Consider the following 22,281-nt stretch of genomic DNA (forward strand, 5'->3'; position numbering starts at 1 on the left):
GCTAGGTGGCTATAGAGACACCAACTTAACAGGTTGTTAAGTTGGTATTTAAACACTTTAAATAACAGACAGCTCAACCGCAATATTGCCACGAGTCGCATTTGAATACGGGCAAACTTCATGAGCTTTGGCAACTAATTCATTAGCAGTGTCTTTATCAACATCACCAACAAATATCGCAAGCTTAACGGCAATACCAAACCCCCCCTCGATAGGACCAATAGATACTTCTGAATCTATTCGAGTGTCAGCGGGTAATTTAACTTTTGCTTGGCCTGCAACTAGCTTTAACGCACCGATAAAACAAGCGGCATAACCTGCTGCAAATAATTGTTCAGGGTTAGTACCTTGGCCATCGTCACCGCCAAGACCTTTAGGTGTCGATAAAGCCACATCTAAACGGCCATCATCAGATTTTGCAGTACCTTCACGGCCACCCGTCGCCGTTGCATTTGCTGTGTATGCTACACCTTGTAATTCTTTCATAACCTTCTCCTATTACTTAAATTAAATGAATTTATTTTGTATGCAAAATAATAAGCGAATTAAATCAACATTGCAAATACTTTGTATGCAAATTAAAATATAAGCATGACGAAAAAGAGTGCATAGATATGAAATTCCCACAATTAAAACTAGATAATCAAATTTGCCACCGCTTATATATGGCATCAAATAGCATCGTTCGCACTTATCGCGAGGCCCTCACGGCACTTGATTTAACCTACCCACAGTACGTGGTAATGATGGCACTGTGGGAAAAAGACAAAATCAGTATTAATGAGCTACTCACTAAAACCGCTATTGATGGCGGAGCAATGACGCAAATCCTAAAAAAAATGACCGAAAAGAAACTGCTTCATGTAATTAAAGATGAGCACGATAAACGAAAACGAGTAATACAGCTTCAACCTGCGGGCACCCAATTGCAACTAAAAGCAGAAAGTATCCCAGCTCAAATACGCTGTAAGTTTCCTTCAATTTCAGAATCAGAAGCCACACAGCTCATCTCTTTACTCGATAAAATAAATAACGATTTAACTATCAAATAATTTTTGAAAGTGATTCATGATTACTGCTCTTTTTATATATTCGATATACGTTATAGTGAGGTATCACTTTCTTCCAAGGAGCTAATTATGAAAGCTATCGGATATCAAGCCGCAACAAAAACACTAAGCGATAACTCTTTCGAGGCAATCGAATTACCCATGCCAACTGCGCAAGGGCACGACTTATTAGTTGAAGTCAAAGCGATTTCAGTGAACCCTGTTGATGCTAAAATTCGCGCAAATGTGACTCCAGAGCACGGCCATAAAGTCATTGGTTGGGATGCTGTTGGTATTGTTAAAGCCGTTGGCGATGATGTGAGTTTATTCAATGTTGGCGACCGTGTTTATTACGCAGGTGATCTAACTCGATCTGGCAGTAATGCAGAGTTTCAATTGGTTGACGAACGCATAGTAGGTAAAGCACCAGTCTCGCTTAGCAACCCAGAAGCGGCTGCCTTACCATTAACCAGTATTACCGCGTGGGAGCTACTTTTTGATCGTTTACAACTATCACGCGCCAAAGATGCAAAACCAGCTTCATTACTCGTTATTGGCGCCGCTGGTGGTGTTGGCTCTATTTTAGTGCAATTGGCAAAACAGCTGACTAACTTAACCGTAGTAGGTACGGCTTCTAGACCGCAAAGTGTTATATGGCTAAAAGAGTTAGGAGCTGATCATGTGCTCGATCATTCACAAAGCTTAGACACACAACGAATTGAGCATAAGCTTGCAGAGTTCGACTTAGTGGTTAGTCTAACCCATACCGATCAACATCTTGATGAAATAATCAAAGTGATCAAGCCACAAGGTAAACTGGCCTTAATTGACGACCCTGCAAGCTTTGATATTTTAAAACTCAAGCGTAAAAGTATTTCACTGCATTGGGAATTTATGTATACCCGCTCAATGTTCCAAACTGACGATATGATAGCGCAACATCAGTTACTGACTGAGTTAGCTGACTTGGTTGATAACGGCACCATTAAAACCACTCTAGGCCAACACCTTGGGAAAATTAATGTCGAAAACCTGCTAAAAGCCCACGCCATATTAGAGTCTCACCAGTCAAGGGGTAAGTTGGTACTCGAAGGGTTTTAGTTAATATATGCGCCCTCTTACGATAAGTAACTACTCATTAAAGAGGGCATATTACTTACTTTAATCTGCTACAGTTTTGTATGTCTGAATTAGCTTTAATTTTAAAACGTTTTCAATATCTAAACCCGTTCATAAATAATGAATGACTCTACTTCTCTTAGCACTATAGATACGCATCATAAAAGTGCAAATCGCACCGTATTTTTCACTACATTAGTGCTTCGCCATAAAGTAAAAATAATAAAAAATCATAACCCACTGTTCTAAAATAACTAAAAATAATTATGCAGGCTGGCATAGATCTTCCTTATAGATAAAGGTAACTCATTAATGGTGAGTTTTAACTTCATTTACCTCGTCTACAGGGAGCTCGAGCTATGACTAACTTTTATCACACTTTATATTTATTGTGGCGCTTAGACATCAGTGTTTGGCACGTTCACGAAGCAAACGATACACACACCACCGCAGAAAGGGAGCGCAGATATGTTAAGTGATTATCCTTATTTAGATGAAGCTCTAAAAAAACTGTCTGTACATCAACTTACAATTACCGAAGCGTCGACACAGTATGATTTACCCAAACGTGTGATCTACAAAGCATTACGCCAACAGCAGTCAAAAATATCACAGCAAAAAGCTTATTTGCTTGCAACTCAAAAGCGTTTGCAGCAAAACTTACAAATTATCGAGCTAGAATTAGCAAATCTAAACTAAAGATATTTTTTAATTTTGGCTATAGTTTAATAAACCCTCCAACCATGTTGTAACAGAATGAATAAAGCAGTAGAAGTAAACTTTGATGGCCTTGTTGGCCCAACTCACAATTACGCAGGATTGTCATACGGTAACGTTGCCTCATTAAATAATGCAACAAGTTACTCAAATCCCAAAGAGGCGGTGCTACAAGGCCTTGCAAAAATGAAGGCTATGCATGATTTAGGGCTGACCCAAGGTGTTTTCGCCCCCCACGCACGACCTGACATTAATGTATTACGCCGTTTAGGCTTTAGCGGTCGCGATAGTGATGTTATTGGCAAAGCCTACAAGGCTGATCCTATTTTACTACGTGCATGCTACTCTGCTTCTGCCATGTGGACTGCCAATGCTGCAACTGTGTCTCCTTCTGTTGATACGCTCGACAAAAAAGTACATTTCACTGCTGCTAATTTAAATAATAAATTTCATCGCTCTTTAGAACCTACCACCACGACCCGGTTACTTAAAGCAATGTTTAACGACACGAAAACGTTTAGTCATCATGCGCATTTACCCGATCAAGGTTTTTTTGGTGATGAAGGGGCTGCAAATCACACCCGTTTGAGTGACGACCATGCAAGCTGCGGTTTGGAAATGTTTGTTTATGGCGCAAGTGCATTTAATAGTGCTTTAACAAAACCTAATAAATTTCCAGCAAGACAAACACTCGAAGCTTCACAAGCAATCTGTCGATTGCACCAATTAAAGCCTAGTAGCCAGATTTTACTACAACAGAACCCTGCGGTAATTGATCAAGGTGTATTTCATAATGACGTAATCGCTGTCGGCAATGCAAATGTATTATTGTGCCACGAACAAGCTTTTTTAAATCAAGCTGATGCTTTAGCGCAGATAAAACGTGCTTACTTAGGTGAAAAAACATTACACATAATCGAGGTGCCAACGGCGAAAGTGAGTATCCAAGATGCCGTTACAAGCTACTTATTTAATAGCCAATTAGTCAGTTTAAATAGCGGAAAAATGCTCTTAGTTGCTCCGCAAGAGTGCCAAAATAACAGTACCGTTAACACGTTTATCAACGAAATGATCAGCGCTGATAAACCAGTCAATCAAGTGCAATTTTTTGACTTAAAGCAAAGTATGCAAAATGGCGGTGGTCCTGCTTGCTTACGCCTAAGAGTGGCACTCAATCAGCAAGAACTCGCAGCTGTTAACCCTGCGGTTATTTTAACGGATAGTAAGTACCAACAATTATGTAAATGGGCGAATGAGCATTATCGCGATAAGCTAAGTAGTGAAGATTTTGCCGATCCAAACCTGTTGCTTGAGAGTTGGCAAGCACTTGATGAACTCACACAAATTCTTGAACTTGGCTCTGTATATCCTTTTCAATTAGAGCTGCAATAATGATCTACGTTCAGCTAGGTGAAGTACAATACATAGCATAAATTAGAATTCACAAAAGTCGCAGAAATACCGCAGTTCGCCTAAACTCTTTGGGCGAACTACAAAGTATTGTGTTGTTTTATAAATTAATTGAGTAGCTTATCCCTATTAGATATCGCCTTAATACTAATAGCGTTAAACCTGATGATTATAAAAATCAGTTGATGTGGGTTAGGTGGTGTTAGGTGTTAGGTGTTAATAGAACCAAGCTGTAACAAGTTACGTTTAAAACCATTATTAGTGTAATGATAGCTAAACTAGCGGTAGCTAAATATTACTTAAGGCAGCGATAAGCTCTTTATTTAACCTAAACGTTGGTTAAGGTATTTATTGCCCTGCGTTCAGGTTACTTAATAGGCTCTAACCGTTTAGCCGCAACTTGTAGTGCAAATTTACGCAAGGTTTTTAATTGCGGACTTTCGGTTTGCCAATAGTGCCAGTATAAAGGTGTATCTATGTAATAGTCTGGGAATAAATCAACTAACTCCCCTTTTTCCAATGAATCTCCTAGCTGTAAGGTAGGTAATAACCCATAGCCCAACCCTGCGATCATCGCTTGTTTAAAGCCTTCAGATGACGGATAAATATGTGTAAAAAGTGGAATTGCAGCGTTAATGTCGTTTAAAAATTGATGCTGTAATTTATCCAGATCGCTAAACACTAAACACGGTAAATGTGCTAATTGCGAAAGCTCAGTCAACTTATGCTGTTTTATAAACTCAGGACTAGCAATCGCTTTATAGCGTATTGCCCCAAGTGGACTAACTAAGCCGCCATTGACCGGCTCTGGCGATGAGCTAATACATATCATCACTTCGCCGTCTTTCATTCTTTTATGAGCAACTGATTGATCTTCACTAATGACTTCAAAACGTAGTTTACAGGTTAGTTCAGTGTCTAGCACGGCCAGTGCCTCGGGCAACCATGTTGCGAGGGAGTCAGCATTGGCTACCATTTTTACGCTAAGTGGTGTATTTAAATCAGTATGCTCGTTGAAAGCCCCCACATTAAGCGCTACTTCTAGCTGTAACACTTGCTGTAAATGATTAAGTAAGCGCTTGCCAAGTGCAGTTGGCGATGGGGGCTGGGTTCTTATTAATACCGGCTCGCCTAGTTTGGCCTCTAGCTGATGAATACGCCGGCTTACCGCCGATTGCGTTATAAATAATTTTTTCGAGGCTTTTTCAAACCCGCCTTCACTTATTACAACACTAAGTGCATTGAGCAACTGATAATCAATCATGACTTTTACGCATATAACAAAAAATATATTCATTGGATTTGTAGCAGAATTCCCCCTACCCTGCAAGGCATTGAATAATTGAATGGGTTTGCGGTATGTCGTTTTTGTCTGGTGTGATGTTAGGGCTGAGTTTAATTATTGCCATTGGCGCGCAAAATATTTGGATTTTAAGTCAATGTATGGCAGGGGCAAATCGTTTTATTTTAGCTGCGGTTTGCATCGTTTGCGACGCCACTTTAATTATTGTGGGGGTATTTGCGGCTAATGAGTTAAAACTATGGCTACCAGCGTTATTGCCGTGGTTAACTTGGGGCGGTATAGCCATGTTGCTTTACTTAGCATTTGGCTCTGCGCACAGTGCAATTAAAGGAACCTCTGGGTTAAAAGTTGGCCATACAATAAAAGTAAGTGGCTGGCAAACCGCTCTTGCCGCCTTTGCTATCAGTTTATTAAACCCCCATGTTTATTTAGATACCGTACTACTGCTTGGCAGTATTGGCGCATTGCAACCACAGCCTATGCATTTTGCCATTGGCGCCTGTATTGCCTCTGTTATTTGGTTTAGTAGTTTAGTGTTATTTGCACCTAAACTAAAAACAATTTTAAGCTCTCCTTTTAGATGGCGTGTCTTTGATAGCTGTATCGCCGCCATTTTATGTTTTGTGGCACTGCAATTGTATAACGTGCCTAACCAATAAATTAAAACAGTACTATTTTAAGTATGGTTGCAGTGAAGGCTCATTACGGCATTCTTTAGAGACTATTTACTTTATTAAACCTGCTTTACCTTAATTACCGACAATCAATATGAGTTTGAGCTTGCCTTCATCACCGCTGGTGATAATCAACTAGCTTAAACTGGTACAGCACGGGTGATGATGTTGACGTCACTTTAACAGTTAGCCAATAGTTATTAGTACAAATAGTGTAAAGCCACTCAGTATTTGCTGACTGGCTTTGTTTAGGTATATTTACAAGCTACGTTTTACACATCTTTATTAACGGTTACTGCCGATGCCATCGACTCCGAGATATGCAAAGTGCGCTGCGGAAATGGGATAGTTAGCCCCGCTTGTTCAATAGACTCTTTCACCCGTTTATTTAGATCCCAAACTGTTTGCCAATAATCGCTATTCACCGTCCATGCACGTAATTGAATATTCACCGCGCTTTCACCAATTGAAGTCACCATAACTTTTGGGGCTGGCTCTGGTAATAATCGGCTCTCTGACGCGGCGACTGCTTTAAGTACATTTAAGCCATTATCTATTGAATCTGTAAACGAAATACCTACCACAATATCCATGCGCCTTTTACCATTACGGGTGAAGTTTTTAATATTGCCGCTCCAGACTTTGCCATTTGGCGAGGCAATATAGAGACCCTCACTGGTTTTAAATATTGTGGTAAATAGATTTATTTCACTCACAGTACCGGTTGTACCACTTGCATCAACAAAGTCCCCTACTTTAAAAGGTCTAAGTATTAATAGCATAATGCCTGCAGCTATATTGCTAAGCGTACTTTTAAGCGCCAAACCTATAGCTAAACCTGCAGCCCCCATCAGAGCAATTAAGCTTGCTGTATTAACACCAAAAATATCTAAGATAAACAGCCCTGCAATCACATATACCAAATAGCTAACAACACTTGATAAAATAGGTAGCAAGGTATCGTCCACTTTTTTAAGTGGTGATTTAGAATTTTTGATTGCTCTTTTAACCGAGCGCGCAATTAACACACTGGCAATAATTATCACCAATGCTAATACTAAGTTATACCCTAAAGTAATGAGGGTATCTGAGTGGTTTTGCCAAAAGACTAAAAGCTTATCTTTCACGTTATATTTCCGTAAATAATTGCTGTAAAAACAACACAATATAAAACAGGGCACGATGCTTTAAAGCAACCCAGTTTAACTTCACTATTTAGCAAGTGGCTGATAAAAGTAACTGACTTAAATTTGACCACAGCTAAGCGCGCGCGAGTATATAGCTATCGCGCTCATAAACCTATTGTTTTATTCTATTTTCAAGAATATTAGATTAAAGCAATGAATTAACGGCCACAGCTTAACCTAGCTTGCTTTAAAACGTTAATTGATTGAACCACCTGCGTTATACTGCCATTGTTGATTTTAATAGCCTGCTGCGTATTCAATTGGTCTTTGTTGTTCAACGCTGAAATCAGTTCTAAATAGCTCGCTTGCCATTCCTTATTTGATAAAAATAAAGACTGGTTTTTCTCTAACAACATTTGCCAGCTGTTTAGTTTGTTGGTAACTAAACTTAAATCCTCGTGATCACACGACTGTTGATAATCCGCTATGGCAAAATCAAGTTGTTTTAACTGCAAGCTTTCTACTGGCAAAACATCAACCAGCTTATCAAGCGGAGCATACTGATTATATTCATCACGTAAAAACGCCAAGTGATGTAGAGTATAATAATGTGCAGGTTCAATTAACTGACTAAAAACTCGTAACGCGTTGGTATCAGCAGAAGTTTTAGATAATGTTTGTAAACGTTTATTTAGTTGCAGCTGGTGCAATAGCCCTACTTTCTGATCAGCAAAACGTTCCATTATCATTAATCGTGAATACATATCACGTTCATCCGTTAATTGCGCAGATGACCAAAAACGTTCGCCTATCGCGTATAGCCTTGGCCACAAGCGAGTGTCTAAGTTATTTGTAGTGATAAGTTCAGCCCAAATCGTTGCTTCTCCACCGAGCACGTTACCCGCTTTCACTGTATCTTGCTGGCGCGATAATGCCGATTCGAGCGTTTGCATTGTTGATGTCGTTTTTGGGCTAACCGCTAATGGGTAAGGGGTATTACCTACCATGGCAATGGTATTTTCTCCATTTGTTGAACCAAGTAATAATTTTGTTGGCCCCATCCAAGTGTCTATAGAAACAGCGGTATTACTGTCGTTCATCACGACCTGTTTTGAAATAAATCCACCTTTACCAACAATATTAACTAACGCCACTAGTTCATTTGCACTCGTTTTAAATAGCGTCACATCACCTTTAACTGCACTGCCTTTTAAGCGCTTAAGGCTAAAATCAACACTGCTAATTACTTGCTTTGCTGTGATTCGCTTTTCAATAGGTGGATTGGGGTGATTACGATAATGATAACTTGTCCATTGTGGTTGATCGATATAAAAACCGCTAGAAAGTAAGCCATCATAACCAGCTTCACGAATAGCCGCTAATGAATGATGGCCTCGCCATGATTGCACCAAGGTACTTTTTGGTAAACTAGGGTGCAGTACTTCGTCCCAACCAATCATTTTTTTATCGTACTTAGCTAAAATAGTGGCCACTTTTTGATTAAAGTGAGCATGTAATGCAGCACTATCAGGCAGGTTTTCATCTTCCATATAAGATTGTATTTTAACGTTTTTTTGCCAATCACTATCGTCAACTTCATCCCCGCCAATATGTAGGTATGGATCAGGGAATAAGCCAGCTAGCTCAGCAACAACCTCATCCACAAACGTGTAAACATCTGGGTTACTAGGATCAAGCAAAGGTTTAAACACTCCCCAATGTCTTTCCATTTCAGTTAATGTTGTTCCACTACCAAGCTCTGGATAAGCAAGCACAATGCTACTTGCATGACCTGGCACATCAAACTCAGGAACGACTCGGATCCCTAATTTAGCTGCATAGCTAACCACCTCTTTGATCTGACTTTGCGTATAATAAAGCCCGTCAGATGCGGTTTTATGTAGTTTAGGGTAGCTATTTAACTCTACTCGCCAGCCTTGGTCGTCAGTTAAATGCCAATGGAATACATTAAATTTAGCTGAGGCTAAACCTCGCAATGTTCGTTTCACATCAGCAAGAGGCAGAAAATGACGAACACCATCAAATAACAAACCTCGCCAAGGGTAGGTTGGCTCATCATATATTTTTAAATTATCCAACTTTAGCGGTTGTTGAGCGCTAAATAAAAGCTGAGATAGCGTTGCCAGTCCTCTTAACATGCCATATTGATTAGCGCTGTTTAATCTAACTTCATTATCTGCAATCTCTAAGCTATAGCTTTCATCCATATTTAGATAAGGAAGCGTACTCACAGCTTTTGTGATATTTATATGTAATTGCGCCTGCTGTGATCCAGTCAGCACTACCGTTTTAAATGAGCTATTTATTAATGAATTTTCTAACAACGGTTGTAATAATGACATTTGTTTATTGGCAATATACACTTTGAGAGATGAGTTCAGCTCTGTTGTGCCGCTCAGTGGTTCTACCTTTGTAGGCATAGGCATTAAGGGCACTTTTGCAGCAGCGAAAATGTAACTAGAGCAACTTAAAAAAACACTCGCTAAGATTAGTTTCATTATTATTTTCATTAGTTAATTCCTGTTCTTTTGTGGCTCTTATGATTAATCATGCTGCATTTCTTCACGCTGAGCTTTTAAAATAGCCAAAGCTTGCGCACTATCACATGTTTGTATTGGGGTTAGCAAAGTGATAATAAATGCAATACAGGCCGAGGCTAAAGTAGCTGGAATAATCGGGTTGCCCCAAAATGCTTGCCACGTTGGAATTGCAATAATGGCCAGCGAAACAATCAACGACACGACTAAAGCAGCAATCGCACCTTGCCAGTTAAAACGCGGCCAAAAGTGACCGAGTAAAACACACACACACAAGCCAGACATCAGCGTTGCAATCATATTTGTTATATAGCCAATAACATCATTAGTCAGCAGCGCAAGTAACAGTGCAGTCCCTATGGTTAAAACCAATCCTATGCGCGAAAGGATAACCACATCTTTTGCATGGGGCATACGTTTAAACACTAAACTGTAAATATCACGAATTAGCACACTCACCGCAGCAATTGCATCAGAGCTGGCACTGGAAATTGTGGCTGACAAACCCGCTATAATCACCAAAGCAGCTAAACCAAAAGGCAAGAGTTCGAATGCCATGTAGGGGAACGAAAATGCACTGTTCTCAAGTTCAGGGTTAAGCGCATAGGCAGCCATTCCGATAATAGCTGGCACAATAGCGAACACTAAATATAAGCCGCCCGACAAATAAAAAGACTGCTTTATACTTTTTACATGTTTACCTGAATAGATACGTTGGCGAAATGAAGGCGCAACCAACACACCAACGAGTACGGCAAAAAATAATGATAACCCCTGCACAATCCCTATTTTATCAAGTGACAAGAAGCTTTGATTCAGGGCAGGTTGAGTATTTGCGATTTGCGCTACGCCACCTACTTCATAAAGCGCGACACCTGCCATTAAAAAAAAGCCCACAAACAAGACAATAGCTTGAATGGAGTCAGTCCAAACAACAGCTACGTAACCACCAATCACCACATAAACACTAAACCCTAAAGCGATAAGTAGCTTAGCCGAAAGCGGTGATAACCCAGTCAACCACGCAAGATACATCCCACCGCCTAAAATATGTGCACCTAACCAGCCAATGCTAGCAACAAAAATAAACACCGCAATGGTATTTTTAATCAAAGGATGAGCGCCAACATAGTAGGAGACCTCTTCGCTCATGGTCATAAATTCATGATTGCGCACAGGAGCAAATAGTTTAGCTAATAGCAAAATACCGCATGCTCCGCCTAAACCATAGATCATCCCTGCCCAACCGTTATTATAGGCAAAACCAACAGCCCCCATTGACGAGCCAGTGCCCACCATAGTGGCAACGGTCGTGCCTAGTGTGAGTAAAAAAGGTAAGTTGCGTCCGCCTAATAAAAAGTTATCGCCGCCTTTAGCATTGCGACTCACCCACCAGCCAAACCAGATCATAAATCCTAAGTAGCCTAAAAAGGCCATTAATAATTGCCACTTCATAAGACATCCTGCTCCACCATTCCACGCAGCGCTAGCTACAGCACGTCATTTTAATTACGTGATTGGTGATAATTATTATTCTGTTGATGACCTAAGAACGATTATTTTTTTATATGTGCTCTTAGGTATAAATGTCAACGCTGTCATTTAAGCGCTGACAAAACCTTAAGGTGCTTTATAACAGGTAACATCTACCTCAACTTTACAGTCGACAACTAAATCAGCTACCGCGCAAATTCTAGCTGGTGGATGCTCGCCAAATACTTCTTTAAACACTTTATTAAACGACTGAAAGTAACGCGCATCTGTTAGAATCACTTTGACATGTGCAACGTGCTCAAGGCCATAACCTGCTTCATCCATAATATCGAGACAGTTTTGAATAGCTAAACGTGACTGGTCAATAATGCTGCCCTCAACCACTTCGCCATCTTTCATTGGGGTTTGCCCAGATACCATTAACCAACCACCGGCTTCTATTGCGCGAGAAAAAGGTAAGTGCTGCCCACCTGTGCCTGTACCGCCTTCGATACCAATTCGTTTAATCATGTTTACTTGCTCCTAGTGATGTTAAAAATTTACCCGAATATGTGGGCAAAATCTGTTTATCGTTAAATGTGGCTTGACCGTTAGTCCAAACCCGATGAATACCCGATGCCGGTAAAGCGGACTCAACAAAGGTCGCGTTATCAATAATTTCATCGGCATCAAATAGCACTAAATCTGCAAAGTAACCAACCTTGATCACCCCACGGTTTGCTAAACGGTAATTTGCTGCGCTTAAACCAGTCATTTTATGAATCGCCGTTGCCAAGGAAAAGATACCTTGTTCACGGCTGTAATGGCCTAAAACACGTGGAAATGAGCCCCATAATCGCGGGTGAGGATGCGGATCGCACGGTAAACCGTCAGAGCCAATCATGGTTTTATCAAACGCAAGAATAGTTTTTACATCGTCTTCATTAAGACCATGGTAAACCGCCCCTGCGGGTTGTAACCGTTTAGCTGCATCTTGCAAACTAACGCCCCATTGTTTGGCAATATCGGCCAGTAATTGTTCTGCCATTTCAGGGTGGGCTTCTGACCAAGTTATAAAAATATCAAAATCATTCGTCACTTGGTTTAAATCTAAGGTGCTGGAACTTGCGGCATACGGGTAAGCGTCACAACTGCATTTTGAGTGCTCACCTTGCTCGGCAAACCTAGCCAATAACTCAGGCGCTCGCCCCCAATTATTTTTACCTGCACATTTAAGGTGCGAAATAATCACCTTAATATCGAATGCTTGCTCCATTGCAAACGCTTCATCCATCGCATCAAGTACCGCGTCAAATTCGGTGCGTAAATGCGTGGTATAGATCGCATGGTGTTTTTTCAAGACCTCGCCAAACGCGTGCACTTCAGAAGAGGGTGATTGATTGGCATTTTTATAGGCAAGGCCAGTACTCAAGCCTAATGCGCCTTGGCTGAGAGCAAGATCAAGTTGCTGCTGCATTGTGGTTATTTCAGCTGCTGTAGCTGGGCATAGTAAATCAACCATTACATTATTTCTAAGTGTTGTATGGCCAACTAATGCCGCCACATTGACATTGGCTTTTCGCACATTGTAAGCGTCGATATAATCGCGCAGCTGAGCAAATTTAAATTCAGCTTTGTCACCTAATAGATTCATTGGATCTGGCGCATCCGTTGCTAACTCGGCAGGTGCGGCACTAATGCCACAATTGCCTGTAATAACCGTCGTTACGCCTTGGCTGATTTTAGCCGCCATATCAGGGTTTCTGAGCACTTCTAAATCATCGTGAGTGTGCACATCGATAAAACCTGGCGCTAAACACAGTCCATTAGCCTTAACTTTTTCTTTTGCTTGGTATGCAGATAACTCACCCAGTGCGACAATCTGCTGTCCTTTAATTGCAACGTCCATATGCACTGGCGCATTACCTAAGCCATCAAATACCTTTGCTTGATAGATAATGGTGTCTACTGGTTGCGAGATATCGTACTGCATCGTTAATCTCCTAGCGGTGCGCGATCAGGTCCTTGACGGTACTCATCTAGCTCATGTTTAATACGGCGCAGCTTCTCACGCGATTTTTTCTGCGTTAAAATAGCCACTTCACTGGCCAGAATGTCTACCGCAGCAAGCATGGCGTAACGAGCCGTACTTGGCGTAAAAATATAATCGGATTCATTTGTTTTGATTGGTAAGTGAATTGTCGCTGTATCAGCAAGCGCACTATCAGGACAAATAGCAATTACTTTTGCGCCGTAATCTTTGGCAATACATGCTGCATCAATAAGATCGTTCGCAAGTCCTGTTAACGACAACACAATTATTACATCACTCACGTCAACACTGGCTGCTGTCATACGCATCATCACGGGATCGCTATAAGCATTACTAAGTACATCAAGCCTAAATAGACGGTTATGACACTCTTGTGCTACTACCGAACTGCCGCCCCCAACACCAAAAATGAGTGTATGACGGCTACCTGCAATACAGCGTGCTGCTTCTTCTACTAAAGACTGTTCAATAAGCCCAGCATTGATATCTAAAATATTGTGAATTGCTTGGTAAATTGCCGGAATATCTTCACGGGCTGAGGCGTTTTCACTAATAAAACGCTCCCCAACTGCCAGTGATTGCGCAAGCTGTAGCTTCATATCCCGTACATTGTCGCAGCCTAATGCTTTTGCTAAGCGCGTAATTGACGCATGGCTCACTTTAGCGCGCAAAGCTAAGTCGCTAATGCTTGCGGATGCTGCATATTGCAGATCGGTTAAAATTAATTGTGCAACGAGTTGCTCTGATTGACGTAAATGGCCTAAGCGCTCTTTAATTCGCGAAACAATATCCAATTATTTACTCTCCTAAAAATACGTATCAAAGATCTCAATAACGTTATAGTCATCATCTATGACATTAATATAACGCCATTTATCAAATGTAAGACATGGGTGCGAAGTTGCAAATGCAATAATATCGCCCACTTTTAGTTGTTCAGTGCCGGTATAAGTCAGCATGGCATGTTGATCCATTATTTGTTCAACTTTCCAGTCGGCTCCTGCAGGTCGTACTGTACCAGATTGATCTACATATAAGTTAGGGATGGGTAATCCAGCATCAAAAGCGACATCTCGCTTACCCATACCAATAATGGCACGACCAGGCTCCGGCAATGACTGCACATACGCCCAAACCTCTAAGCATGACTGTAAGTCACTGCCAATATTGCATGCCAGCGGGTTACGCGCTAAAACACTCTGTTGTGCTTGTTCATAAATCCCTTGATCATGGGCTACGTAACAACCAGGGCGGATCACTGGAGTCATATTATCTAGCAAATTTTGTGGTGCAAATGCATCGCACACTAAGTCATACCAAGCAGAGCCACCAGCAGTAATGATTACTTGCTCTGTAGCAAAAGCCTGTTGAGCTATCAAAGCTTTACATTTTGCGACCGCATCTGCTAAAAATGCAGTCACTTCACTTTGCGTACTCAATACGCCTTCATATATTTCAATACCGGCAAGCTGTAATGAAGAAAACTGCTTGATATGCGCGGTCAATTGTTGAAGCTTTTGAGCATCAACTACACCACAACGCCCGCCAGGTACTCCTAACTCAATCAGCAATTTAACTTGTAAACCTTGCTCACAAAAGAATTCACCAAGGGCTGTTACATTGCTAATATCATCCACTAAACAATAAAAATCAATCTGATACTGTTTTAATAAATAGCTAAGCTGCTGCATGTTGGCTTTGCCAACTAATTGGTTGGCCATAATAATACGCTTTGCACCAGCGCGAGCAGCCACCACAGCTTGTTGTACCGTTGCAATGGTGATCGCGTAAGCACCTGCATTTAACTGCTTTTTAAAAATACCCGGTGCCATAGTGGTTTTACCATGCGGTGAAAACTCCACCTTACTTTGCTGTGCAAACTTTGCCATCCATGCAATGTTATTATCTAACCGAGTTTGGTAAATACACGCACAAGGCAGGCTCACCTGTTGTTTTGCAACACACCAACCACTATGAGCAAACTCATCACTGTTACCCAAACCTTTATTGCTAGTATCAATACTATTTTTACTGTTCATTACTGATTGCTGCATAACTAAAACTCTTATTTAAAATCATAAAGTTAGACTACAAGCTTACAATTAAGATCAAAAAACTATCAAATGTTAATGTAATTGTTGTTGCATTTTGCTTGAAAGTAATGTTAATTAATAACAACTCAATAGTCAACATGTGTTACAAATTAACAGAAAATAATAATTAACGTTTAAAAATAAAGGATGAGGTACATCAACATGAATATTAAAAACCGTCGCCAAGCCACGCTAAACAGGAGCGTAATAGCAAAAACAGTAGCCACTATTCTTTGTGGGTATACCAGCTTTGGGGTGCTTGCCGCTGATGAAAGTTCAGTTGCAAATGATGCAATAGAAACCATCGAAGTACGTGGTATTGCTGCCAGTAACAAACAAGATATTAACAACAAACGGTTTAGCACTGGGGTAATGGACTCAATTACCGCTGAAGACATTGGTAAACTGCCCGATGTAACGATTGCCGATACGCTGCAGCGTATCCCTGGAATACAAATTCGTCGCTCCGCTGGCGAAGGCTCTACCATTAACGTACGTGGTATGCCGCAAGTAACCACTCTTTTAAATGGTGAGCAGTTTTTAAGTGCAGGTTCAATTACCACTCTGCAACCCGATTTTACCGATGTACCAGCCGCATTACTTTCAGGTATCGACGTGCTTAAATCACCGCAAGCAGACACGCTAGCTGGTGGTATTTCAGGTACGTTAGATTTAAAAACACGCAGACCCTTTGATCTTGACCAAGGCACTACCTTCTCACTGACAGGGGAAGCCACACGCGGCAGTTTATCAGAGCAAACCGATCCTAAACTGGTGGCGTTTGCCGGCTACAACAATGACAAATTTGGTATTATTGTCACAGCCGCTTATGACGAAAGCACCCTAGCAAATTACCGCAACGGCACCATTTTAACTTCTTCTGAAATACAAAATGAAACCGACCGCGATTTTAACGGTGACGGTGATTTTAACGACAGCTTTTATAGCCAACGCTTTTATGGTGTGATGGACCGTGAAACCGAGCGTGATCGCCTAGGTTTAAATACCACCATTCAATATCAAATTGCCGATACACTGACTTTTACCGGTGATTTGTTTTATACAAAAATGGATGACGCTGACCGCAAACAAGGAGTGATGGTTGATAATGCCCGGGGGTCTATTTGGGCGTATTCTGATAATTTTATTCCCCGTTTAGATAATGATCAGGGCGGACAAATATACACAGTCAACGAAGCAGACTTAAAAGTTCGCCGTGTTAGTGCCTATTCCGAAAGCTTAACTAACGATCGCGAATCAACCAATGCCAGTTTTTTATTCGAATACCAAGGTGATGGGCCACTTTCTGGCGAATTTAGGTATATTCATGGCTCGGCAGAGCGCAGCCATACTGAAAACGTTGCCCATGGCTTTTTGACCTCAGGAGCGCAACATGGTTTACTGAAAAATCATGGCGATGGCATTACCCCTGTTAACCCCAATGGTTACGGCCCAGAAGAAGTTGATGTGAGCTTTTCACGCAGCGGCGAATACCTCACCCTTGGTTTTCCTGAAGATTTTGGCAATGATATAAGCCAATATAACCTTGTATCAACCTATTCTGAAAATAACTTTGAAGAAGAAGCCACACTTGATGTTGCCCGTATCGATGGCCATTATGCCTTTGAAGTAGATCACCTACAAAATATTGATTTTGGTCTGCGGGCATCAAAACGAGATGTTGAGCGTGAAACCTATACTTTGGTAGCACCTTTTACTACCGGTGATATTAGTGCCGATGTAATGTGGAAAGATTCTGGCGCTTCATTGGGCGATACTAACGGCGACGGTGAAAATAGCGTCGCGGGCGGCGACCTAACCTTAGGTAGCACTCAGTTTTTTAGTGATATGCCTGATGGTTGGGTTAATCAAGTAAATGGTTTAGGTCCTGGCGGTTCAGGACATAGCTTTTATTTAGTAGATCCTAAAGTGATGGACGATCCAATGGCATTCCAAAATGCTATTTACCCAGGTAATAAACGCTTGGCTAATCCATCTCGTACTTATCAAGTGAAAGAGCAAACACAAACCGCCTACTTTAAAGCGAACTTTGCTGGCGAATTGGGGGATTTGAGTTATACCGCTAATATTGGTGCGCAATACATTAAAACTGAACTTGATATGCTACAAAACCAACTCGGTTCAGAGCGCCCTTGTTCGTTATGTACGGCGAGTGAAAAAACCGGTGAAAAATGGCTTAACAGAGATTATTCAGACTTTTTACCATCTATGAACTTTAATTTAAACGTTACAGATGACGTGATTTTACGTGCAGGTTACGGTAAGACCATGACTACGCTCGATATTGGTAAACTCGCCGGTGGTGTGAGTGTTGGTCGAACTCGTGCTGGTGACGTACTTGCCGCCGAACTTGGCGTTAGCCCTGACTTGCTTGTTGCGGTACAAGGCACACAAAATGGTAACCCTGATCTAGAGCCATGGCGCGCTACAAACTATAACTTATCAGCCGAATGGTACTTTAACGAAAGTGGCTTACTTAGTATTTCAGCCTTTTTAATGGACATAGAATCATTTGTTGAAAATGGCATTGTTATGCAAGGGCTACCTGATATTGATGGCGTTACTCGCCGTGAAGTACCGGTAAGTACTGAAATTAATGGCCAAGGAGGTGACATTAAAGGCTTTGAAGTGGTTTATCAGCAAGCATTTGACTTTTTACCGGCACCATTTGATGGCTTAGGAACGTCAGTTAACTTTACTTATGCGCCAAGTGACAGCGCTAACGTTGACGTATACGGTGAAAGTTTACCAATTCAAGATAACTCAGAGAAATCAGCAAACGCTGTGCTTTGGTACGAAAAAGGCCCATTACAACTGCGCCTTGCAGCTAATTACCGTAGCGATCGTTTAGACAGCTTAAGCTCACCAATGGGTGAAGGGGTAATGCCATTTTGGACCGACAGTACTTTATATTTTGATATGTATGCCGGCTATGAGTTTGCAGAGGACATGAGCATCTATACTTCAGTGAGTAATTTAACCGAGGAAAAAGAAGATATTTATGCGCAATGGTCAGATCATGTGATCACTCAAAACATCTTTGAACGCCGTATTACCTTTGGTATTCGTACTCGCTTTTAATTGTAAACCAATTTGGTACACTTCTGCCCAGAAGATAAAAGCTTAATACAGAATGAGAGTAAGTTTTTTATAAACAGCACAGCGCTGTTTTGCCAAATACAAAAACCAGTACTGTTAATAACGCTGTACTGGTTTTTTACTTATCCCTGCTGTTGAATATACTCCAATGCCCTCATTTTTTTATAACTGACATTTGGGTGCATAACATGTGCAGGCTCGGGATCAACCACTTCAATAGGGATATCGTAGTTACGAGCAATATCCAGTGCCATTTGCGTGATATTGACGCTAAACGACGTGCCTATAAATACTATTTTATCGGCAGCAGCCATGCGTTGTTGCGCTTCACTGATGCGGTAAAGCTCGGTGTAATACTCATCAAATAGCAACACAAAAGGCTTGAACGATTGGTTGAGTAGCGGCTGGTGGTTTTCAATTTTAAACAATTCAAGTAGCGAATCGTGTAAACGGCTTTCGTCTACGTTATCCCAAGGTGTGGTTTGTGGTATTACCTCATCGCCCTGATGGTGAAACAGCGTCATTTGATCTAAGCGGCCATGAATGGCAATGTAATTTATATTGCCTGCTTTGCCATCTAGGCCATCAATGTTTTGCGTGATTAAGTTTTTATCACTGAGCCAATGATGTACTTCATTAGGGCCATGATTACGGTATGTAGCAAAACGATGGTAATACCACGCTAAAAATTCTTTTGGGTTATTTTCATACATTGCGCGAGTGGCCATTTCCATCGGCGTATAATTTTTACTGCCAATAGTCCAATAGCCATCTTCACCACGAAAAGTAGGAATGCCACTAGCGGCGCTCACACCCGCGCCTGTTATATAAAGTGTGTTCATCATAGCTCTTCTACTTTATCGCCAAGCACCTTAGTGGTTACTTGTTGTTGATTATCCATGCCACCAATGCGATATAAGATGCCACCATGCTCAAGTAAACCACGGTGATCCATGCTTGGAGTTTTAAGCGACGAGTGTATTTTCCAACGGTTATTCGCTATATCAAAGCGCCATACGTGGCTGCTTGCGGGTGCAGGCTTACCGTTATAACCCATGCCATTATAGTTGTACGGATTGGCTGAACCACCAAGCATATAAATAGCGCCATTATAACTACTTGCAGCCATACGGTAATGAGCAGTGCCTGTTGGATGTGGCAAAGTACGCCAATCAATTTTTAATGGATTACTCTCATTAATCGTGCCTTTTAAGCATTGCGCAACCGCGGCAAAGGAGCGGCGTTTATCAGCATTCGCTTGAGTTTTAACGCCATCACAAATAACAATGGTATTGCCACTAATGGCTGCTGCTTGGCCAAATACCGGCTCACCTAAAAACGGCGAGGCTTGCTGCCATGTATCTGTTTGTATGTCGTATACTTGCACTAAATTAACGTTACCATCATTGTGCCAGCCACTCACTAAATAGATATAACGCTGCTGATAGCTCAATGCGACGCTGTCATCTACAGGCACAGGCATATTGGCAAGTTGAGTATAACGGTCATTTTTTAAATCATAACGATAGACATCTGGGCTAGATATTTCTGTGTGATCACTATTTACTGTATAGCCACCGAACACATAAGCATATTCACCTAATCCAACAGCGGTGCTCGCTAAACGCCCTTTGGGTTGCAAACTACTAGGGACTGGTGATTTTTCCTGCCATTGTTTATCACCAAGCTTCAAAGCCCATACTTTGTTATGCACGCTGCGGTGATCTTTATTTGCACCTAAGCCCATAAAGCTTAAAAAATACGCTTGTTCATTCACAATCACTTTTGCGACGGCATTATTTGCAACAGGCTCTGGTAAGGCGGGTAAGCTTGCCAAGGCAAGGGAAAAAAGTAGGCTCATAAATATCATTCATAATCTGTTGATGATTAAGAGTAACATTTATGTGCCTTTGGAAAAAACTTAATAGGCCACACTGATGCGCTGATTAATATGCGCGGCATTTTGCGCTTCATCTATCATAGCAATGGCGTAATCTGTAACCGATATTTTACTCTCACCCTGCTCATTAGTGAAAAACGCATCGCCACCAATACGGTACGAACCTTCACTCGTACCGGGGTAAATAACTGCAGCTGGGCTTACAAACGTCCATTGCGTAGTTGTATTGGTCGTCCTGAATATCTCTAAAGCTTCACCTTGTGCCAGTGCTTCAGCTTTATATTCTGCAGGAAAATCAGCTGATGATACTAATGTAACACCGGGTGCAGTTTCTAAACTGCCTGCCCCACCAACCCACAGTAAACGAGTACTGCTACCTGACAGTGCCGTTAATAAGCGCTTGGCCGTTTGCGCTACTAATTCATGGTTACCCGCTGCTCGTCCGCCAATTGAGGCAATCACCACATCAGCACTAGTAACTAAAGGGGCTATATCGTCATCTGAGCGCAAATCGAACGTATTTAGCGTCACGTTTTCAGCGGTTAATTTATCAGGATTTCTGACAATTGTAGTTACTTGATGATCACGAAGTAACGCTTGTGTAGTGATCTCACCACCAATCCAACCCGTTGCGCCTAAAATAGTAATGTTCATATCTGTATCCTTAAAAAGTATTTATCATCTAACTAAGTAACCTCAGTTGTTGATAATCAGTTTACTTGCTTACTAATTGATGATAAATAAACCTTATCGATACACATTAGTTCATTTTAGGATACTAATGGACAAAATAATTGCAATCCAAAGCTTTGTTGAAGTTGCCCGCTGTGGCAGCTTTACAAAAGCAGCAGACAACTTAGAACTAAGCCGCTTACAAGTCACCCGCCACGTACAAGACATTGAGCAGTGGCTGAGTTTGCGGTTATTTCATCGCACCACACGTAAAGTCAGTTTAACCAATCAAGGCGAAGAAGCACTTGCTTATTGTAAACAAATACTCAGTACCGTATCGGATTTGCAAAGTAGAGCCCATAGCCATAATAACGAGCTAGTCGGCACAATTAGGGTGGCAGCGCCTATTGGTATTGGGCAAAACATGCTGTTTGATGCAATCGAAGAATTTGTTGGCGTGCACCCAAATACACATTTCCAGCTGGTGCTCTCTGATAGCTTATCGCAACTGGTAGATGAACGAATAGACATTGCCTTGCGTTATATTCACCAGCCCGATGAGCAACTCATAGCGCGTAAATTAATGTTTATAAATACAGTCATATGCGCATCCCCAGACTATTTATCTGGCAAGAGCAACATAACCACTCCACAAGATTTATTACAGCATAACTGTTTATTGCACAGTGGTAGTTCAACATGGCATTTTTTAGGTGAGAATTCGGATGAAAAAATCGTCGTAAAGGGTAATGTTAACGCCAATGACATGTCGGTGCTATGCAAGGCAGCAATCAGAGGGATGGGGGTTGCAAATTTACCTTATCATTTGGCACACGAGTATTTGCAAACCAAGCAATTGGTAAAAGTACTGCCTAACTACTCTACCCCGGGAAACCATTTATGGGCCGTTTACTTATCACGTAGCTATCAGCAAAATGTAGTCAGAGCATTTATCGATTTTTTAGCCCAGCGTTGGCAACACGATATTATCGAATCAAGCGCCATTGAATAAC

19 protein-coding genes are annotated in these 22,281 nt (G+C 41.3%); 7 read left to right on the forward strand and 12 right to left on the reverse strand.

Features of this window, described 5'->3' with window-relative positions; all coding sequences use genetic code 11:
- Positions 1 to 57: 57 nt before the first annotated feature.
- Positions 58 to 486: an organic hydroperoxide resistance protein gene (locus QMA12_RS18885; RefSeq protein ID WP_087533173.1), complete on the reverse strand. Its 429-nt coding sequence runs from the start codon at positions 484 to 486 to the stop codon at positions 58 to 60.
- Between the two features lie 128 nt (positions 487 to 614).
- Here QMA12_RS18885 and QMA12_RS18890 point away from each other — a divergent pair, with 128 nt between their 5' ends.
- The 4 genes from QMA12_RS18890 (at position 615) to astB (ending at position 4,277) form a co-directional block, all read left to right on the forward strand.
- A complete protein-coding gene (locus tag QMA12_RS18890; RefSeq protein WP_087533172.1) occupies positions 615 to 1,052 on the forward strand; it encodes a MarR family transcriptional regulator in 438 nt (145 codons plus the stop codon).
- Between the two features lie 87 nt (positions 1,053 to 1,139).
- A complete protein-coding gene (locus tag QMA12_RS18895) occupies positions 1,140 to 2,150 on the forward strand; it encodes a zinc-binding alcohol dehydrogenase family protein (RefSeq protein ID WP_290211055.1) in 1,011 nt (336 codons plus the stop codon).
- A gap of 486 nt (positions 2,151 to 2,636) precedes the next feature.
- Entirely contained in the window at positions 2,637 to 2,867 is a 231-nt protein-coding gene (locus QMA12_RS18900) for a hypothetical protein (RefSeq protein WP_290211056.1), read from the forward strand.
- A gap of 57 nt (positions 2,868 to 2,924) precedes the next feature.
- Positions 2,925 to 4,277, forward strand: a complete 1,353-nt coding sequence (astB, locus tag QMA12_RS18905; RefSeq protein WP_290211057.1) for an N-succinylarginine dihydrolase — start codon at positions 2,925 to 2,927, stop codon at positions 4,275 to 4,277.
- Positions 4,278 to 4,662: 385 nt separating this feature from the next.
- On the opposite strand, the gene QMA12_RS18910 is transcribed toward astB, so the two are convergent.
- A complete protein-coding gene (locus QMA12_RS18910; RefSeq protein WP_290211058.1) occupies positions 4,663 to 5,559 on the reverse strand; it encodes a LysR family transcriptional regulator ArgP in 897 nt (298 codons plus the stop codon).
- Positions 5,560 to 5,654: 95 nt separating this feature from the next.
- Between QMA12_RS18910 and QMA12_RS18915 the strand changes: the two genes are divergently transcribed.
- Positions 5,655 to 6,257, forward strand: coding sequence for a LysE family transporter (locus tag QMA12_RS18915; protein WP_087533168.1), 603 nt, complete (start codon positions 5,655 to 5,657; stop codon positions 6,255 to 6,257).
- 287 nt (positions 6,258 to 6,544) lie between these two features.
- Here QMA12_RS18915 and QMA12_RS18920 read toward each other — a convergent pair whose 3' ends face one another.
- The 7 genes from QMA12_RS18920 to QMA12_RS18950 all read right to left on the reverse strand — a co-directional run bounded on the left by QMA12_RS18920 (position 6,545) and on the right by QMA12_RS18950 (position 15,537).
- Positions 6,545 to 7,399 (reverse strand): mechanosensitive ion channel domain-containing protein, encoded by an 855-nt coding sequence (locus QMA12_RS18920; RefSeq protein WP_087533167.1) that lies wholly within the window; start codon positions 7,397 to 7,399, stop codon positions 6,545 to 6,547.
- A gap of 218 nt (positions 7,400 to 7,617) precedes the next feature.
- Entirely contained in the window at positions 7,618 to 9,846 is a 2,229-nt protein-coding gene (locus QMA12_RS18925; protein WP_290211059.1) for a family 20 glycosylhydrolase, read from the reverse strand.
- Between the two features lie 117 nt (positions 9,847 to 9,963).
- Positions 9,964 to 11,412, reverse strand: coding sequence for a sodium:solute symporter family protein (locus QMA12_RS18930; RefSeq protein WP_290211060.1), 1,449 nt, complete (start codon positions 11,410 to 11,412; stop codon positions 9,964 to 9,966).
- 165 nt (positions 11,413 to 11,577) lie between these two features.
- Positions 11,578 to 11,961: a RidA family protein gene (locus QMA12_RS18935; protein ID WP_087534022.1), complete on the reverse strand. Its 384-nt coding sequence runs from the start codon at positions 11,959 to 11,961 to the stop codon at positions 11,578 to 11,580.
- A complete protein-coding gene (locus QMA12_RS18940; protein WP_290211061.1) occupies positions 11,954 to 13,423 on the reverse strand; it encodes a D-aminoacylase in 1,470 nt (489 codons plus the stop codon). Before QMA12_RS18940 ends, QMA12_RS18935 begins: the two co-directional genes overlap by 8 nt.
- Positions 13,424 to 13,425: 2 nt before the next feature.
- Positions 13,426 to 14,277, reverse strand: a complete 852-nt coding sequence (locus QMA12_RS18945) for a MurR/RpiR family transcriptional regulator (RefSeq protein WP_290211063.1) — start codon at positions 14,275 to 14,277, stop codon at positions 13,426 to 13,428.
- Between the two features lie 12 nt (positions 14,278 to 14,289).
- Positions 14,290 to 15,537 carry an amino acid deaminase gene (locus QMA12_RS18950; protein WP_290211064.1) on the reverse strand — a complete coding sequence of 416 codons (1,248 nt, stop codon included), beginning with the start codon at positions 15,535 to 15,537 and terminating at the stop codon, positions 14,290 to 14,292.
- Between the two features lie 201 nt (positions 15,538 to 15,738).
- Between QMA12_RS18950 and QMA12_RS18955 the strand changes: the two genes are divergently transcribed.
- Positions 15,739 to 18,678, forward strand: coding sequence for a TonB-dependent receptor (locus QMA12_RS18955; RefSeq protein WP_290211065.1), 2,940 nt, complete (start codon positions 15,739 to 15,741; stop codon positions 18,676 to 18,678).
- Positions 18,679 to 18,818: 140 nt separating this feature from the next.
- Here QMA12_RS18955 and QMA12_RS18960 read toward each other — a convergent pair whose 3' ends face one another.
- Genes QMA12_RS18960 through QMA12_RS18970 form a run of 3 tightly spaced genes read right to left on the reverse strand, consistent with a single transcriptional unit; the run spans position 18,819 to position 21,250 of the window.
- On the reverse strand, positions 18,819 to 19,538 hold the full coding sequence (locus QMA12_RS18960) for a Sir2 family NAD-dependent protein deacetylase (RefSeq protein WP_290211082.1): 720 nt from the start codon (positions 19,536 to 19,538) through the stop codon (positions 18,819 to 18,821).
- Positions 19,538 to 20,557, reverse strand: a complete 1,020-nt coding sequence (locus tag QMA12_RS18965; RefSeq protein WP_290211066.1) for a kelch repeat-containing protein — start codon at positions 20,555 to 20,557, stop codon at positions 19,538 to 19,540. The genes QMA12_RS18960 and QMA12_RS18965 overlap by 1 nt, the downstream gene beginning before the upstream one ends.
- Before the next feature lie 60 nt (positions 20,558 to 20,617).
- Positions 20,618 to 21,250, reverse strand: coding sequence for an NAD(P)H-binding protein (locus QMA12_RS18970; RefSeq protein WP_290211067.1), 633 nt, complete (start codon positions 21,248 to 21,250; stop codon positions 20,618 to 20,620).
- Positions 21,251 to 21,377: 127 nt separating this feature from the next.
- Here QMA12_RS18970 and QMA12_RS18975 point away from each other — a divergent pair, with 127 nt between their 5' ends.
- A complete protein-coding gene (locus tag QMA12_RS18975) occupies positions 21,378 to 22,280 on the forward strand; it encodes a LysR family transcriptional regulator (RefSeq protein WP_290211068.1) in 903 nt (300 codons plus the stop codon).
- The last annotated feature ends 1 nt before the right edge of the window (position 22,281 follow it).

Source organism: Pseudoalteromonas sp. APC 3893, from assembly GCF_030408095.1.
In the GTDB taxonomy this organism is placed as follows: domain Bacteria; phylum Pseudomonadota; class Gammaproteobacteria; order Enterobacterales; family Alteromonadaceae; genus Pseudoalteromonas.